Source organism: Klebsiella sp. K4 (assembly GCF_014596785.2).
GTDB classification, from domain to species: Bacteria; Pseudomonadota; Gammaproteobacteria; order Enterobacterales; family Enterobacteriaceae; genus Klebsiella; species Klebsiella pneumoniae.
On record NZ_CP115021.1, the window covers coordinates 1781595 to 1797471 of the forward strand.

Annotated in this window: 16 protein-coding genes and 1 other annotated feature; of the genes, 7 read left to right on the plus strand and 9 right to left on the minus strand. The window is 52.3% G+C overall.

What is annotated here, in order from left to right; all coding sequences use genetic code 11:
• The first annotated feature begins 7 nt into the window (after positions 1–7).
• From IB144_RS08720 to IB144_RS08740, 5 genes are all read left to right on the plus strand, one after another.
• Complete coding sequence (locus IB144_RS08720) at positions 8–1903, plus strand: DUF4422 domain-containing protein (protein WP_149358911.1); 1896 nt, start codon at positions 8–10, stop codon at positions 1901–1903.
• A 15-nt stretch (positions 1904–1918) separates the two neighbouring features.
• On the plus strand, positions 1919–3073 hold the full coding sequence (gene rfbD, locus IB144_RS08725) for a UDP-galactopyranose mutase (RefSeq protein WP_049186693.1): 1155 nt from the start codon (positions 1919–1921) through the stop codon (positions 3071–3073).
• On the plus strand, positions 3070–3963 hold the full coding sequence (locus tag IB144_RS08730) for a glycosyltransferase (protein WP_048263972.1): 894 nt from the start codon (positions 3070–3072) through the stop codon (positions 3961–3963). The genes rfbD and IB144_RS08730 overlap by 4 nt, the downstream gene beginning before the upstream one ends.
• Entirely contained in the window at positions 3964–5109 is a 1146-nt protein-coding gene (locus tag IB144_RS08735; protein WP_074196022.1) for a glycosyltransferase family 4 protein, read from the plus strand. It begins immediately after the preceding gene.
• 120 nt (positions 5110–5229) lie between these two features.
• Complete coding sequence (locus IB144_RS08740) at positions 5230–6546, plus strand: glycosyltransferase (RefSeq protein WP_048980534.1); 1317 nt, start codon at positions 5230–5232, stop codon at positions 6544–6546.
• A 103-nt stretch (positions 6547–6649) separates the two neighbouring features.
• On the opposite strand, the gene hisIE is transcribed toward IB144_RS08740, so the two are convergent.
• The 9 genes from hisIE to hisL form a co-directional block, all read right to left on the minus strand.
• Positions 6650–7249, minus strand: a complete 600-nt coding sequence (hisIE, locus tag IB144_RS08745) for a bifunctional phosphoribosyl-AMP cyclohydrolase/phosphoribosyl-ATP diphosphatase HisIE (RefSeq protein ID WP_004200374.1) — start codon at positions 7247–7249, stop codon at positions 6650–6652.
• The gene (gene hisF, locus IB144_RS08750) at positions 7243–8019 is read right to left on the minus strand and encodes an imidazole glycerol phosphate synthase subunit HisF (protein WP_004180497.1); all 777 of its coding nucleotides are present in this window, start codon (positions 8017–8019) and stop codon (positions 7243–7245) included. Before hisF ends, hisIE begins: the two co-directional genes overlap by 7 nt.
• Positions 8001–8738: a 1-(5-phosphoribosyl)-5-[(5-phosphoribosylamino)methylideneamino]imidazole-4-carboxamide isomerase gene (gene hisA / locus IB144_RS08755; RefSeq protein WP_004175272.1), complete on the minus strand. Its 738-nt coding sequence runs from the start codon at positions 8736–8738 to the stop codon at positions 8001–8003. Before hisA ends, hisF begins: the two co-directional genes overlap by 19 nt.
• Complete coding sequence (gene hisH / locus IB144_RS08760; protein ID WP_134894684.1) at positions 8738–9328, minus strand: imidazole glycerol phosphate synthase subunit HisH; 591 nt, start codon at positions 9326–9328, stop codon at positions 8738–8740. The genes hisA and hisH overlap by 1 nt, the downstream gene beginning before the upstream one ends.
• Positions 9328–10395: a bifunctional histidinol-phosphatase/imidazoleglycerol-phosphate dehydratase HisB gene (gene hisB / locus IB144_RS08765; protein WP_048969189.1), complete on the minus strand. Its 1068-nt coding sequence runs from the start codon at positions 10393–10395 to the stop codon at positions 9328–9330. The genes hisH and hisB overlap by 1 nt, the downstream gene beginning before the upstream one ends.
• Entirely contained in the window at positions 10392–11453 is a 1062-nt protein-coding gene (gene hisC, locus IB144_RS08770; protein ID WP_004175274.1) for a histidinol-phosphate transaminase, read from the minus strand. Before hisC ends, hisB begins: the two co-directional genes overlap by 4 nt.
• Positions 11450–12754 carry a histidinol dehydrogenase gene (gene hisD, locus IB144_RS08775; RefSeq protein WP_004148999.1) on the minus strand — a complete coding sequence of 435 codons (1305 nt, stop codon included), beginning with the start codon at positions 12752–12754 and terminating at the stop codon, positions 11450–11452. Before hisD ends, hisC begins: the two co-directional genes overlap by 4 nt.
• A gap of 39 nt (positions 12755–12793) precedes the next feature.
• A complete protein-coding gene (gene hisG, locus IB144_RS08780; RefSeq protein ID WP_002912152.1) occupies positions 12794–13693 on the minus strand; it encodes an ATP phosphoribosyltransferase in 900 nt (299 codons plus the stop codon).
• Positions 13694–13740: 47 nt separating this feature from the next.
• Positions 13741–13863, minus strand: a sequence feature (His leader region).
• Positions 13839–13889, minus strand: a complete 51-nt coding sequence (gene hisL, locus IB144_RS08785) for a his operon leader peptide (protein ID WP_004899375.1) — start codon at positions 13887–13889, stop codon at positions 13839–13841. (Overlaps the previous feature by 25 nt.)
• 176 nt (positions 13890–14065) lie before the next feature.
• Between hisL and IB144_RS08790 the strand changes: the two genes are divergently transcribed.
• Entirely contained in the window at positions 14066–14890 is an 825-nt protein-coding gene (locus tag IB144_RS08790; RefSeq protein WP_004152513.1) for an SDR family oxidoreductase, read from the plus strand.
• A gap of 38 nt (positions 14891–14928) precedes the next feature.
• Positions 14929–15819 (plus strand): LysR family transcriptional regulator, encoded by an 891-nt coding sequence (locus IB144_RS08795; protein WP_004189172.1) that lies wholly within the window; start codon positions 14929–14931, stop codon positions 15817–15819.
• The last annotated feature ends 58 nt before the right edge of the window (positions 15820–15877 follow it).

Consider the following 15877-nt stretch of genomic DNA (forward strand, 5'->3'; position numbering starts at 1 on the left):
TAATATAATGAACAATAGCGTTAAAATCTATACCAGCCACCATAAGCCTAGTGCTTTTCTTAATGCTGCAATTATCAAACCTCTGCATGTCGGCAAAGCTAATTCTTGTAATGAAATTGGTTGTCCAGGAGATGACACTGGCGATAATATTTCCTTTAAGAATCCGTTTTATTGCGAACTAACTGCGCATTATTGGGTTTGGAAAAACGAAGAGCTGGCAGACTATGTCGGTTTCATGCACTATCGCCGTCATCTTAATTTTTCCGAAAAACAAACTTTTTCTGAGGATACCTGGGGGGTCGTGAACCATCCATGCATTGATGAAGAATATGAGAAGATCTTTGGATTAAACGAAGAAACAATTCAACGGTGTGTCGAAGGTATTGACATCTTGCTGCCCAAAAAATGGTCTGTCACTGCGGCGGGAAGTAAAAATAATTACGATCACTATGAACGAGGTGAATACTTACACATTCGTGATTATCAGGCTGCCATTGCCATCGTTGAAAAACTATATCCAGAGTATAGCACGGCAATAAAAACGTTTAATGATGCCAGTGATGGCTATTACACAAATATGTTTGTCATGCGCAAAGATATTTTTGTTGACTATTCTGAGTGGCTCTTTTCCATTCTGGATAATCTCGAGGATGCCATCTCGATGAACAATTATAATGCTCAGGAAAAACGCGTTATTGGGCATATAGCTGAACGGCTGTTTAATATTTACATAATTAAGCTGCAACAAGATGGTGAGCTTAAGGTAAAAGAATTACAGCGTACCTTTGTCAGCAATGAAACATTCAATGGTGCACTGAATCCAGTTTTTGATTCTGCGGTTCCAGTGGTTATCAGTTTCGATGATAATTACGCAATCAGCGGTGGCGCATTAATTAATTCCATTATCCGACATGCGGACAAAAATAAAAATTATGATATCGTCGTACTCGAAAACAAAGTTAGCTATTTGAATAAAACGCGGTTGGTAAATCTAACCTCTGCTCATCCGAATATTTCTCTTCGTTTTTTTGACGTTAATGCCTTCACTGAAATTAACGGTGTGCATACCCGAGCGCATTTTAGCGCATCAACGTATGCCCGTCTTTTTATTTCTCAACTGTTCAGACGATACGATAAAGTCGTATTTATTGATTCGGATACCGTTGTAAAGGCTGACCTGGGTGAACTGCTTGATGTCCCTCTGGGCAACAATTTAGTTGCAGCGGTTAAGGATATCGTCATGGAAGGTTTTGTAAAATTTTCTGCAATGTCGGCATCAGATGATGGCGTTATGCCGGCAGGCGAATATTTACAAAAAACCTTAAACATGAATAACCCTGATGAATATTTTCAGGCAGGGATTATTGTTTTTAATGTCAAACAAATGGTCGAAGAAAATACTTTTGCTGAATTGATGCGGGTATTAAAGGCAAAAAAATACTGGTTCCTCGACCAGGATATCATGAATAAAGTATTCTACTCTCGAGTCACATTTCTGCCATTAGAGTGGAACGTTTATCATGGTAATGGCAATACGGATGATTTCTTCCCTAATCTTAAGTTTGCAACGTATATGAAATTTTTAGCAGCTCGCAAGAAGCCTAAAATGATTCATTATGCGGGTGAGAACAAACCATGGAATACCGAAAAAGTCGATTTTTATGATGACTTTATTGAAAACATCGCTAACACTCCATGGGAGATGGAAATCTATAAACGTCAGATGTCGTTAGCGGCTTCGATTGGTTTAACCCATAGCGAGCCGCAACAACAAATCTTGTTCCAGACCAAAATCAAGAACGTACTGATGCCTTATGTTAATAAATATGCACCAATAGGCACGCCAAGAAGAAACATGATGACTAAATATTATTACAAAGTACGCCGTGCTATTCTTGGATAATAAAAGAGACAACAGATGAAAAGTAAAAAAATATTGATCGTAGGTGCTGGCTTCTCTGGTGCAGTTATCGGTCGCCAACTTGCTGAGAAGGGACATCAAGTCCATATTATCGATCAGCGTGATCATATTGGGGGGAATTCCTATGATGCACGGGACGCTGAAACGAATGTGATGGTACATGTTTATGGACCCCATATTTTCCATACTGACAATGAAACAGTGTGGAACTATGTCAACAAGCATGCAGAGATGATGCCCTATGTGAACCGGGTTAAAGCGACAGTTAATGGTCAGGTATTTTCCCTGCCTATTAATTTGCATACTATCAATCAGTTTTTCTCAAAAACTTGTTCGCCTGATGAGGCCAGAGCGCTCATTGCTGAGAAAGGGGACAGCACTATTGCTGATCCACAAACTTTTGAAGAGCAAGCGTTACGCTTTATTGGTAAAGAGTTATATGAGGCCTTTTTTAAAGGATATACGATTAAACAGTGGGGGATGCAACCCTCGGAACTGCCCGCATCTATTCTTAAACGTCTTCCTGTTCGTTTTAACTATGATGATAATTATTTTAACCACAAATTTCAGGGCATGCCGAAATGTGGTTATACGCAGATGATTAAGTCCATTCTCAATCATGAGAATATAAAGGTTGACTTACAGCGGGAATTTATCGTTGAAGAGCGAACTCATTACGATCACGTATTCTATAGCGGTCCATTAGATGCGTTTTTTGGCTACCAATATGGCCGTCTGGGCTATCGAACATTAGATTTTAAGAAGTTTACCTATCAGGGTGATTACCAGGGATGCGCAGTGATGAACTATTGTTCTGTTGATGTGCCCTATACTCGCATCACTGAACATAAATATTTTTCTCCCTGGGAACAACACGACGGCTCTGTTTGTTATAAAGAGTATAGCCGTGCTTGTGAAGAAAATGATATTCCTTACTATCCTATTCGCCAGATGGGAGAGATGGCCCTTCTTGAAAAATACTTGTCACTGGCCGAGAATGAAACCAATATCACTTTTGTCGGTCGTCTTGGAACCTACCGTTACCTCGACATGGATGTGACCATCGCCGAAGCATTGAAAACGGCAGAAGTCTATTTAAATTCACTCACTGAAAACCAGCCAATGCCTGTGTTTACGGTTTCTGTACGATGAAATATACGGCATTGATAGTGACATTCAATCGTCTCGGCAAACTGAAAAAAACCGTTGAAGAGACCCTCAAACTTGAATTCACTAATATTGTTATTGTCAATAACGGGTCCACGGATGGGACCCAAGCCTGGCTTTCGTCAATTGTTGATACACGAGTCATTGTATTAACCCTCACCGAGAATACCGGTGGGGCGGGGGGCTTTAAAACCGGTAGTCAGTATATCTGTGAACAGCTGGCAAGTGATTGGGTATTTTTCTACGATGACGACGCTTACCCGTATCCAGACACGTTGAAGTCCTTTTCACAGCTGGATAAGCAGGGATGTCGGGTATTTAGTGGACTGGTGAAAGATCCGCAAGGAAAACCGTGTCCGATGAATATGCCGTTCTCGCGTGTACCAACCTCCCTTGGCGACACTGTACGCTATTTACGCTACCCTGGAGAGTTTATCCCGGCAGCTAATCGTTCTATGTTCGTACAAACGGTTTCATTTGTTGGGATGGTCATACATCGTGATCTGCTCGCGACCAGTCTTGACCACATCCATGAACAGCTTTTTATCTACTTTGATGATCTTTACTTTGGCTATCAGCTATCATTAGCTGGTGAGCAAATTATATATAGCCCGGAGTTGCTTTTTTATCATGATGTGAGTATTCAGGGCAAACTTATTGCACCTGAATGGAAGGTTTACTATCTAAGCCGAAATTTGATCCTGTCGAAGAAAATATTCCAGAAAAATGCCGTGTATAGCAATTCAGCGATAGCGATACGCATCCTAAAATATATATTAATCCTGCCATGGCAACGTCAAAAATATTCCTATATGAAATTTATTCTTCGTGGAATTTCACATGGCATAAAAGGTATTAGTGGTAAGTATCATTAAGTGGGCATAGCAATGAGAAAATTGTGTTATTTCATAAATTCGGATTGGTACTTCGATTTACACTGGATCGATCGTGCCATCGCCTCCCGTGATGCAGGTTATGAGATTCACATCATCAGCCATTTTATCGATGACAATATAATAAATAAATTCAATACATTTGGCTTTATTTGCCATAATGTTACTCTTGATGCTCAATCATTTAATGCATTGGTTTTCTTTCGTACTTACCATAATGTACAAAAAATCATTGAAAATATAAAGCCGGATCTTTTACATTGCATCACTATCAAGCCATGTTTGATTGGTGGCGTGTTGGCGAAGAAATTTAATCTACCGGTCATCGTAAGTTTTGTTGGGCTTGGAAGAGTATTTTCTTCAGACAGCATGCCTTTAAAATTATTGCGAAAGTTTACTATTGCCGCATATAAATATATAGCCAACAATAAGCGCTGTATATTTATGTTTGAACATGATCGAGACAGAAAAAAACTGGCTAAGTTGGTTGGACTAGAAGAACAACAGACGATTGTTATTGATGGTGCAGGCATTAATCCAGAGATATACAAATATTCTCTTGAACAGGATCACGATGTCCCTGTTGTATTGTTTGCTAGTCGTATGTTGTGGAGTAAAGGACTGGGCGATTTAATTGAAGCGAAGAAAATATTACGCAGTAAGGATATTCACTTTACTTTGAATGTTGCAGGCATTCTGGTCGAAAATGATAAAGATGCAATTTCCCTTCAGGTCATTGAAAATTGGCATCAGCAAGGATTAATTAACTGGTTAGGTCGTTCGAATAACGTTTGCGATCTTATTGAGCAATCAAATATCGTTGCTTTGCCGTCAGTTTATTCTGAAGGTGTTCCGCGAATTCTTCTGGAAGCATCTTCTGTGGGTCGCGCTTGTATTGCTTATGATGTCGGTGGTTGTGATAGCCTTATTATTGATAACGATAATGGAATTATTGTTAAAAGCAATTCACCTGAAGAGTTGGCTGATAAACTTGCCTTTTTGCTTAGCAATCCTAAAGCACGCGTTGAAATGGGTATTAAAGGACGTAAGCGTATTCAGGATAAATTCTCGAGCGGGATGATTATTAGTAAAACGCTAAAGACTTATCATGATGTGGTTGAGGGATAGTTGTCGATCAAACGGTATCCTTTTTTATTAATTGCCAGATATTGTTTCTTTACCATCAAATTTTTTTGAAGTATATTATTAACTAAAATTACTGTAACGTGTCACTCGGGAGGCGATCAAATGTCTGAAAGATCTTCAAGTGCACTGGTCTCTGTTGTGATACCTGTGCACGATGCTGCAGAATATATATCTGATACGCTAAGTACCATTTTATCGCAATCGTTACAGGATATTGAAGTCATCATTATTGATGACAATTCAGCTGATGATACGTTAAAGCTACTGCAGTCCTTTGCCGCTAATGACTCGCGAATACGTCTTTTGAATAATTCGCAGAATATCGGTGCAGGTGCATCACGTAACATGGGGTTAAAAATAGCAAGTGGCGAATATATCATTTTTCTTGATGATGACGATTATGCCGATGCTAATATGCTCAAACGGATGTATGATCATGCTGCATTGCTGCAAGCCGATGTGGTTATCTGCCGATGCCAGTCTTTAGATCTACAAACCCATTCATATGCACCAATGCCATGGTCTGTGCGCGTAGATTTACTCCCCCAAAAAGAACTATTTTCATCAGATGAAATTACTCATAATTTCTTTGATGCATTTATCTGGTGGCCCTGGGATAAGCTTTTCCGTCGCCAGGCTATACTGGATACTGGGTTACAATTCCAGGATTTAAGAACGACTAATGATTTATTTTTTGTTAGCGCTTTTATGCTACTTACCAAAAGAATGGCGTTCCTGGATGAGATCTTGATTTCTCATTCCATTAACCGCAGTGGTTCATTATCGGTGACCAGAGAGAAATCCTGGCACTGTGCTCTTGATGCGTTACGTGCCCTCTATTCCTTTATTGACTCAAAGCACTTGTTGCCTTCACGTGGTAGAGACTTTAATAATTATGCAGTGACTTTTCTTGAGTGGAATTTAAATACGATTTCTGGTCCGGCGTTTGATTCTTTATTCACTGCTTCACGCGAATTCATCGCCTCATTGGATATTGATGAAAGCGATTTTTATGATGATTTTATCAAAGCGGCACACTATCGCCTGATTCGATTAACGCCGGAAGAGTATCTTTTCTCGTTAAAAGATCGGGTATTACATGAGCTTGAATCCTCTAATCTATCTACAGAGAAGTTGCAAGCCAGTATTGCTTCTCAGGATCAAGTTCTTAAAGCCAGGGAAGAAGAAATTGATGAGCTAAGAGCGTCCGTTGCACAGAAAAAAGAACGTATTGATAGGTTGGTCCAGCGAAATGCATATTTAGAGACTGAGTATCAGAAACAGCAAGAGCAATTAACTAAACTACAAAATGAATTAAATAACGCTGCTCAACGTTATTCAGCCCTTATTTCATCATTGTCATGGAAAGTTACAAGACCTTTAAGGTTAATCAAAGCGTTAATCACGAGGAAAATGTAATATTTTTATCAATACTTCATGCTTATTTTAGTTGCAGAGAAATAATCCTGATTAACGAGCAAAGTTATGCAGGGAGGCATATAAACACCTCCCTTTGCTATTATTACTTATGCCGTGCTCTTAAATTATCAATCACTTCCCCGAGATCCAGCCCCTGGTCCTGCAGCAGCACCAGCAGGTGATACATCAGGTCCGACGCCTCATTCTTCAGCTCGAAGCGGTCGTTCACCGTGGCGGCCAGCGCGGTCTCCACGCCTTCTTCCCCCACTTTCTGCGCAATACGCTTGGTGCCGCTGGCATACAGCTTCGCCGTGTAGGAGCTCTCCGGGTCGGCGTGTTTACGCTCGGCCAGCAGCTGCTCCAGCTGATAGAGGAACAGCCACTGGTGGCCGGTTTCGCCGAAGCAGCTTGTGGTGCCTTTGTGGCAGGTCGGTCCGATCGGGTTTACCAGCACCAGCAGCGTATCGTTGTCACAGTCCGGCGTGATGCTCACTACATTGAGGACATGGCCCGAGGTTTCACCCTTGGTCCACAGCCGCTGCTTGGTGCGCGAGTAAAAGGTGACCTTGCCGGTGGCTTCGGTTTTCTCCAGCGCCTCCTTGTTCATGTAGCCGTGCATCAGCACTTCGCCGGATACGGCGTGCTGCACGATGGCCGGCATCATGCCGTCCGTTTTTTCCCAGTCCAGCTGTTCAGTCAACATACCCTTATCTCCACGCCCTGTGCCGCCAGGTACGCTTTCAGTTCGCCAATATTAATAATCTGTTTGTGGAATACCGAGGCCGCCAGCGCGCCGTCAACGTCGGCGTCGCGGAAGGCTTCGAGGAAGTGTTCCATAGTGCCCGCGCCGCCGGAGGCGATCAGCGGGACGTGGCACACCGCGCGAACCTTCGCCAGCTGCTGCAGGTCGTAGCCGTTGCGCACCCCGTCCTGGTTCATCATATTGAGAACGATCTCGCCTGCGCCGCGCTTCTGCACTTCCTCCACCCAGTCGAGGGTTTCCCACTGCGTCACCCGGGTGCGGCTCTCGTCGCCGGTATACTGGTTGACGTGATACTTGCCGGTCTCTGCATCAAACCAGGTATCAATCCCCACCACGATACACTGCACGCCAAAGCGGTCGGCAAGGCGGGTGATCAGCGTCGGGTCGGCGAGAGCAGGGGAGTTAATCGAGATCTTATCGGCGCCGAAGGAGAGGATCTGCGCCGCGTCTTCCAGCGACTTGATCCCGCCCGCCACGCAGAAAGGAATATCGATTACTTCCGCCACGCGCGACACCCAGCTCTTGTCGACCACCCGGCCGTCGCTGGAGGCGGTGATATCATAGAACACCAGTTCGTCGGCACCTTCGTCGGCATAGCGCTTGGCCAGCGGGACGATGTCGCCAATGATCTCGTGATTACGGAACTGCACGCCTTTCACTACCTGGCCGTCGCGGACGTCGAGGCAGGGGATTATCCGTTTTGCCAGCATTGAATGGCCTCCGTTACGTTGAATTTACCTTCCAGCAGCGCGCGACCGACAATCACGCCGCGCACCCCGGTGCCGCGCAGGGCGGCAATATCATTGAGATCGCCGATGCCGCCGGATGACTGAAACGCCACCTGCGGGTAGCGGGCGCAGACTTCCTCGTACAGCGAGACGTTAGAGCCTGCCAGCGTGCCGTCGCGGGAGATATCGGTGCACAGCACGTGCTGCAGGCCGACCGGCAGATAACTTTCCACCAGCTCCTCCAGCGTCACGCCGGAGTTTTCCTGCCAGCCGCTGACCGCCACCTGCTTATTGCCGTCGGCGTCGATACGCACGTCGAGGGCGAGCACCAGCCGTTCTGGGCCAAAGCGTTTGAACCAGCCTTTCACTTCCTCCGGGGATTTCACCGCGGTGGAGCCGACCACCACGCGGGCGACGCCGGCCTCAAGCAGGGCCGCGACATCCGCTTCGGTCCGCACACCGCCGCCAACCTGTACCGGGACGTCAACCCCGGCGACCAGCGATTTCAGCAGCGGGATCTGGCGCTTCGCCGGATCCTTCGCCCCGGTCAGATCGACCAGGTGCAGGACTTCCGCCCCCTGAGCGGCATAGGCCTGCAGGCGCGGCAGCGGATCGCTGCCATAGTCGCGCTGCTGGCCGTAATCGCCCTGATGGAGACGAACGACGGTGCCGTCGATTAAATCTAAAGCAGGAATAATCATCACATCTCCAGGAAGTTTTTCAGCAGCTGCGCCCCGGTGCTCCCGGAGCGCTCCGGGTGAAACTGCACGCCAAAGAAGTTATCTTTCTGCACCGCGGCGGTGAACGCCTCGCCGTAATTGCACTGGGCGATGGTGTACGGGTTGACCGGCATGGCGTAGCTGTGCACGAAGTAGAAATACGCGCCTTCTTCAATGCCGCGGAACAGCCGATCGCCAGCTTTGGCATACACCCGGTTCCAGCCCATGTGCGGCAGCGGCAGACCGTGGTCGGTCATCTTCGGCACCTCTTCTTCGATAATGCCCAGCAGATCGACGCCGTTGTTCTCCTCGCTGCGCTTGCCGAGCAGCTGCATGCCCAGGCAAATCCCCAGCACCGGCTGGGTACAGGCTTTGATCAGGTCGATCAGCTCCCGGTCGCGCAGCTGATCCATCGCCGCCTGGGCGGTGCCGACGCCGGGAAGAAACAGTTTATCGGCACGCAATACCACTTCCGGATCGCGGCTGACCACCGGCTCATAGCCGTGGCGGCCAATCGCCGATTTCACCGAATTGAGGTTGGCGCAGCCGGTATCAAGGATCACCACATTCATTACAGCACCCCTTTGGAAGACGGCAGGGCATCGCCCTGGACGCGGATCGCCTGGCGCAGCGTACGGCCAAAGGCTTTGAACAGGCTCTCCACGCGGTGGTGATCGTTCTTGCCCTTGGTTTTCAGGTGCAGGGTCACCGCCATGGTGTAGGAGAGCGAGCGGAAGAAGTGTTCCACCATCTCGGTGCTCAGATCGCCGACGCGCTGATAGGTGAAGTCCGCCTTATACTCCAGGTGCGGCCGGCCGGAGATATCCAGCGCGCAGCGGGCGAGACACTCGTCCATCGGCAGCACGAAGCCGAAGCGGTTGATGCCGCGCTTGTCGCCAAGGGCCAGCTTCAGGGCTTCGCCGAGGGCCAGGCCGGTATCTTCCACCGTGTGGTGATCGTCGATGTACAGATCGCCGCCGACGTTAACCTCCATGCGGAAGCCGCCGTGGGTGGCGATTTGGTCGAGCATATGGTCAAAAAAGCCGACGCCGGTGTGGATCTTGCTGCCGCCTTCGCGGTCCAGCCACACTTTCACATCCACCTGGGTCTCTTTGGTGATGCGCTCGACATGGGCATAGCGATCGCGGCGGGTCAGCTGCTCGCAGATGGTCGGCCAGTCGAGCGTCTCGCGGTCATAGCGCAGACCGGTAATTCCCATGTTATCCGCCAGCTCAAGGTCGGTGGCCCGGTCGCCAATCACATAGCTGTGGGCTTTATCCAGCACGCCCTCTTCCAGCCACGGCAGCACCAGCTGCGTTTTTGGCTTGCGGCAGGCGCAGTTGTCGCCCGGGAAGTGCGGACAAATCAGCACCTCTTCAAAGTTAACGCCCTGCGAGGCGAAGATCTGCATCATCAGGTTGTGCGGGCCATCAAACGCTTCCAGCGGCAGACTGTCGGTTCCCAGGCCATCCTGATTGGTGATCATCACCAGCTTATAGCCTTCCTGCTGCAGCTTCAGCAGCGCCGGGATCACCTGCGGCTCAAACGCCAGCTTGTCGAACCGGTCCACCTGGAAATCCTCCGGCGGTTCGGAAATCAGGGTGCCGTCACGGTCAATAAAGAGATACTTCTGGGTCATACATTCTCCGCAGTCAAGGCGTCAATCACGCGCTGGCTCTCGGCACGGGTACCGATAGTGATACGCAAACAGCCGCTTAATGAAGGTTGTTTATTCTGGTCACGTAAGATAATGCCCTGATCCCACAAAGATTTAAACACTGCGCTGGAGGCGGTTATCCGCGCCAGCACATAGTTGGTCTCGGAATCGAAAACCTGCTCCACGCAGGCGATGCCGCGCAGCTGTTCCACCAGGTAGCGGCGCTCGTCAAGGATCTGCGCCACGCGCTGGCGCATCGCGGCGATCCCCTCCGCGCTCAGGGCCTGGGCGGCGATATCGGCCACCGGCGTGGAGAGCGGGTACGGGGCGATCACTTTCAGCAGCACGTTGATCACCTCGGCGTTGGCGAGGGTGAAACCGCAGCGCAGGCCGGCGAGGGCGAAGGCTTTGGACAGCGTGCGCAGCACCACCAGGTGCGGATAGTCGCTGAGCCAGCCGGCGAGCGTCGCCTGCGGGCAGAATTCAATATAGGCTTCGTCGGCCACCACGATGGCTTTGCCGCGGGTCATCTCCAGCAGGTCGCGCATCGACTGCGGGTCGATAATCTGCCCGGTCGGGTTGTTCGGGCTGCAGACGAAGACCACCTTCACGCCGTCCAGCCGCGCTTCGATGCCCGGCAGGTCGAGCTGCCAGTCGGCCAGCGTCGGCACGGTGCGGCACTCGACGCCGATGGTCTCGGCGCTGACGCTGTACATGCCGTAGGTCGGCGGGCAGTAGAGCACCGCGTCTTCGCCGGGCTCACAGAAGGCGCGGATCAGCAGCTCGATGCCTTCGTCGGCGCCGCGGCTGACCAGCACCTGCTCCGGTTTGACCTCGGCGTAGCGGGCGTAGCTCTCAATCACGGCCTTCGGCTGCGGCTCCGGATAGCGGTTCAGCGTCTGTTCGGTAAGCTGGAAGGCTACGGCGGTAGGGAATTCGTTGGCGTTGAGCCAGACGTCGCCTTTGCCGCCCAGCCGGCGAGCGGATTGATACGGGGTCAGCGCGCGGACGTTGGCGCGGGCTAAATCTTCAATGCTCATGCTTGCTCCTTCAGGGCGGCAACGCGCAGCGTTACGGCGTTTTTGTGGGCGTCAAGGCGCTCGGCGGCGGCCAGGATCTCAATCGTTGAGGCGAGGGCGGCAAAGCCGTCGCGCGACAGCTCCTGCACGGTCATCCGCTTCTGGAAATCGGCCAGACCGAGGCTTGAGCAGGTGGCGGTGTAACCATAGGTCGGCAGGACGTGGTTGGTGCCCGAGGCGTAGTCGCCCGCGGATTCCGGTGACCAGTCGCCAAGGAAAACGGAACCGGCGCTGGTGATGTTGTCCACCAGCTCGCGGGCCTGACGGGTCTGAATGATCAGGTGCTCCGGGCCGTACAGGTTGGAAATAGCCACGCACTGCGCCAGATCGCGGGCCACGATGATCCGGCTGGCGGAGAGCGCCACGCGGGCAGTTTCGGCGCGCGGCAGGGCGGCCAGCTGGCGCTCCACGGCTTCGGCGACGCGGCTGCCCATGTCGGCGTCCGGAGTCAGGAGGATCACCTGCGAGTCCGGGCCGTGTTCCGCCTGCGACAGCAGGTCGGAAGCGACAAAGTCCGGGTTGGCGCCGCTGTCGGCGATGACCAGCACTTCCGACGGGCCGGCCGGCATGTCGATGGCTGCGCCGTCCAGACGCTGGCTGACCTGGCGTTTGGCTTCCGTGACGTAAGCGTTGCCCGGGCCAAAGATTTTATCCACCTTCGGCACCGACTCGGTACCGAGGGCGAGGGCGGCGATGGCCTGGGCGCCGCCGACGTTAAAGATGGTTTTTACGCCGCACAGCTGTGCGGCATAGAGGATCTCATCGGCAATCGGCGGCGGCGAGCAGAGCACCACCTGCTGACAGCCGGCGATGCGCGCCGGCGTCGCCAGCATCAGCACCGTGGAGAACAGCGGCGCTGAGCCGCCGGGAATGTACAGCCCGACGGAGGCGATAGGGCGGGTGACCTGCTGGCAGCGCACCCCCGGCAGCGTTTCGACATCCACCGCCTGCAGCTGTTGCGCGTTGTGGAAGGTCTCGATGTTTTTCACCGCCACCGCCATCGCCTGCTTCAGCTCATCGCTGAGGCGCTCGCCGGCGGCGGCGATCTCCGCCTCGCTCACCTGCAGCGCGGCGACGGTGGTTTTATCAAACTTCGCGCTGTATTCGCGAAGCGCCGCGTCGCCGTTGGCTTTGACGTTATTCAGGATCTCCGTCACCGTTTTACTGATGCTGTCGGAGGCGGAAATCGCCGGGCGCGTTAAGAGTTGCTGTTGTTGGTCTGCGCTACAGCCGTTCCAGTCGATGATTGTGTTGAAGCTCATGATTGTATTCCCCTGTGTGTCCTGTGACCGGCTGGCCGATTACTCCATCATTTTCTCAATCGGCAGCACCAGAATGGAGCTGGCGCCCAGCGCCTTCAGTTTTTCCATGGTCTCCCAGAACAGGGTTTCGCTGCTGACCATGTGCATCGCCACGCGCTGCTTGTCGCCTGCCAGCGGCAGAATAGTCGGCCGCTCGGCGCCCGGCAGCAGGGCAACCACTTCTTCCAGGCGTTCGGTCGGGGCGTGCATCATGATGTATTTCGACTCGCGGGCCTGAATCACGCCCTGAATACGGGTCAGCAGGCGGTCAATCAGCTGCTGTTTGGCGTCGGCCATTTCGCCGTCGCGCTGGATCAGACAGGCTTTGGAGCGGTAGATCACTTCCACTTCGCGCAGGCCGTTGGCTTCCAGAGTGGCGCCGGTGGAGACGAGGTCGCAGATAGCGTCGGCGAGGCCGGCGCGCGGCGCCACTTCCACGGAGCCGTTCAGCAGACAGGATTTAAAGGAGATACCTTTTTGATCGAGGTAGCGCTTCAGCAGGTGCGGGTAAGAGGTGGCGATGCGTTTGCCGTCCAGCGCCGCCGGGCCGTTCCAGGCTTCATCCACCGGAGTCGCCAGCGACAGGCGGCAGCCGCCGAAGTCGAGACGGCGCAGGGTGAAGTAGCGCGGGTCTTCGCCCTGGGCGCGGCGGCTGAGCAGCTCTTCTTCCAGCACGTTTTCGCCGATAATGCCGAGGTCGACAACACCGTCCATCACCAGGCCCGGGATATCGTCATCACGCACGCGCAGAATATCGATTGGCATATTTTCCGCCAGCGCAATCAGACGCTGGGTGTGCAAATTGACTTTAATGCCGCAGCGGCTGAGTAATTCGCGTGAATCTTCGCTTAAACGGCCTGATTTCTGAATAGCTATGCGTAAACGGGTGTTGTCTAACATTGTTCTTTTCCTCTGAATACCTGTCTGAATCTGTCCGAATTTGGTCCAAAAAAAAGCCCCCGGAAGTGAATCTTCCGGGGGCTCTCTGCGCGTTCATGCACCACTGGAAGATCCAAACGTCTTCCAGCACACATCGCCTGAAAGACTAGTCAGGATGATGGTGATGATGGTGGTGTTTAAATTGAACGCGGTTCATAAAAATTCTCTGTGAATGACTATGCATTTGATGTCCTTTAACCTAAACCACTTCCGCCGCAGAAAGCAAGGGCTTTTTTCTATCATTAATTCATTTCATATTGAGCGAAGAAATTGTCAGTTGCCGCTGGCTGGCGTAGCCTGTAATCAGCACAGCGAAAGAGTCAGGAGCCTGGGATGAAAAAGGTCGCGATAGTCGGTTTGGGATGGCTGGGGATGCCGCTGGCGCTGTCGTTGACGGCGCGAGGCTGGCAGGTTACCGGCAGTAAAACTACGCAGGATGGCGTGGAGGCGGCGCGGATGTGCGGGATCGACAGCTATCCGCTGCGCCTGGAGCCACAGCTGGTCTGTGATACCGAGGACCTCGACGCGCTGATGAACGTCGATGCGCTGGTGATCACCCTGCCGGCCCGGCGTACCGGGGCAGGGGAAGGGTTTTATCTACAGGCGGTGCAGGAGATCGTCGATACCGCGCTGGCTTACCATATTCCGCGGATCGTCTTCACCAGCTCCACCTCGGTGTATGGCAACGTCAACGGTACAGTGAAGGAGAATTCCCCGCGTCTGCCGCAAACCGCCAGCGGACAGGTGCTCAAGGAGCTGGAGGACTGGCTGCACAACCTGCCGGGGACATCGGTGGATATTCTGCGCCTGGCCGGGCTGGTGGGGCCTTCCCGTCATCCGGGACGTTTTTTCGCCGGCAAGTCGGCGCCGGATGGCCAGCACGTGGTCAATCTGGTGCATTTGCAGGATGTGGTGGCCGCTATCGAACTGCTGCTGCAGGCCCCGAAGGGCGGGCACATCTATAATCTATGTGCGCCCCGCCATCCGGCGCGCGGCCTCTTTTATCCGCAGATGGCCCGCGAGCTCGGTCTGCCGCCGCCGGTGTTCAGCGACAGCCCGGACGGCGGCCAGGGCAAGATTGTGGATGGCAATCGTATCTGCAATGAGCTGGGGTTTGAGTACCAGTACCCCGATCCGCTGGTGATGCCGATGGAGTGATCCGCCAGCGGTGATTCGCATACCGTAAGGGGGTAGCGATGAAACCACTGCTGGATGTCCTCGTGATCCTGGATGCCCTGGAAAAAGAGGGGAGCTTTGCCGCGGCGTCGGCAAAGCTCTTTAAAACGCCCTCGGCGCTGAGCTACACCATTCACCGCCTGGAAAGCGATCTCAATATTCAGCTGCTCGACCGCAGCGGCCATCGCGCGCGCTTTACCCCCAGCGGACAGATGCTGCTGGAGAAAGGGCGGGAGGTGCTGCATATCGCCCGCGAACTGGAGATCCGGGCGGTTAAGCTGCAGCAGGGGTGGGAGAATAGCCTTCGTCTGGCGGTGGACAGCACCTTTCCCGTGGCGCTGCTCTCGCCGCCAATCGCTGCATTTTATCAACAACAGCCGCTGACCCGGCTGCACTTCACGCTGAACCCCTCCCTGCTGGACTGGCGGCCGCTGACTGACGGGCAGGCCGATCTGCTGCTGGGGGCGCTCGGCGAGCCGCCGCCGCTGAGCGGTTATGACTATCTCCCCCTCGGCGAGCTGGAGCTGCTGCTGGTCGTTGCCCCACAGCATCCGCTGGCGCGACACCGCGCACCGTTGAGCTGGCGAACCCTGCGCCGTTATCGGGCGGTGGCCACCGGCGAGGGCGGGGCGCTACTCAGCGATCAGGAGACCCTGACGGTGTGTGACGCCGCGGGGCAGCTGGCGCTGCTGCGCCTGGGGCTGGGCTGGGGGTGCCTGCCGCGCTATCAGGTGCAGGGTCTACTGGACAGCGGCGAGCTGGTCTGCATGACCGTGCGCGGGCTATCGTCTCGTCAACGCGCGTGGATCGCCTGGAATGACGCCACCTGCGGTTTGGCTGGCAAATGGTGGCGGGAAACGCTATTAGCAAATAGTGCTATTTTTACAATTTATCATACGGAAACCGTATAGATATTAGCACGTTAAAAATTATGCTTACGCAATGAACTTCATAACATCTTGTCAACGC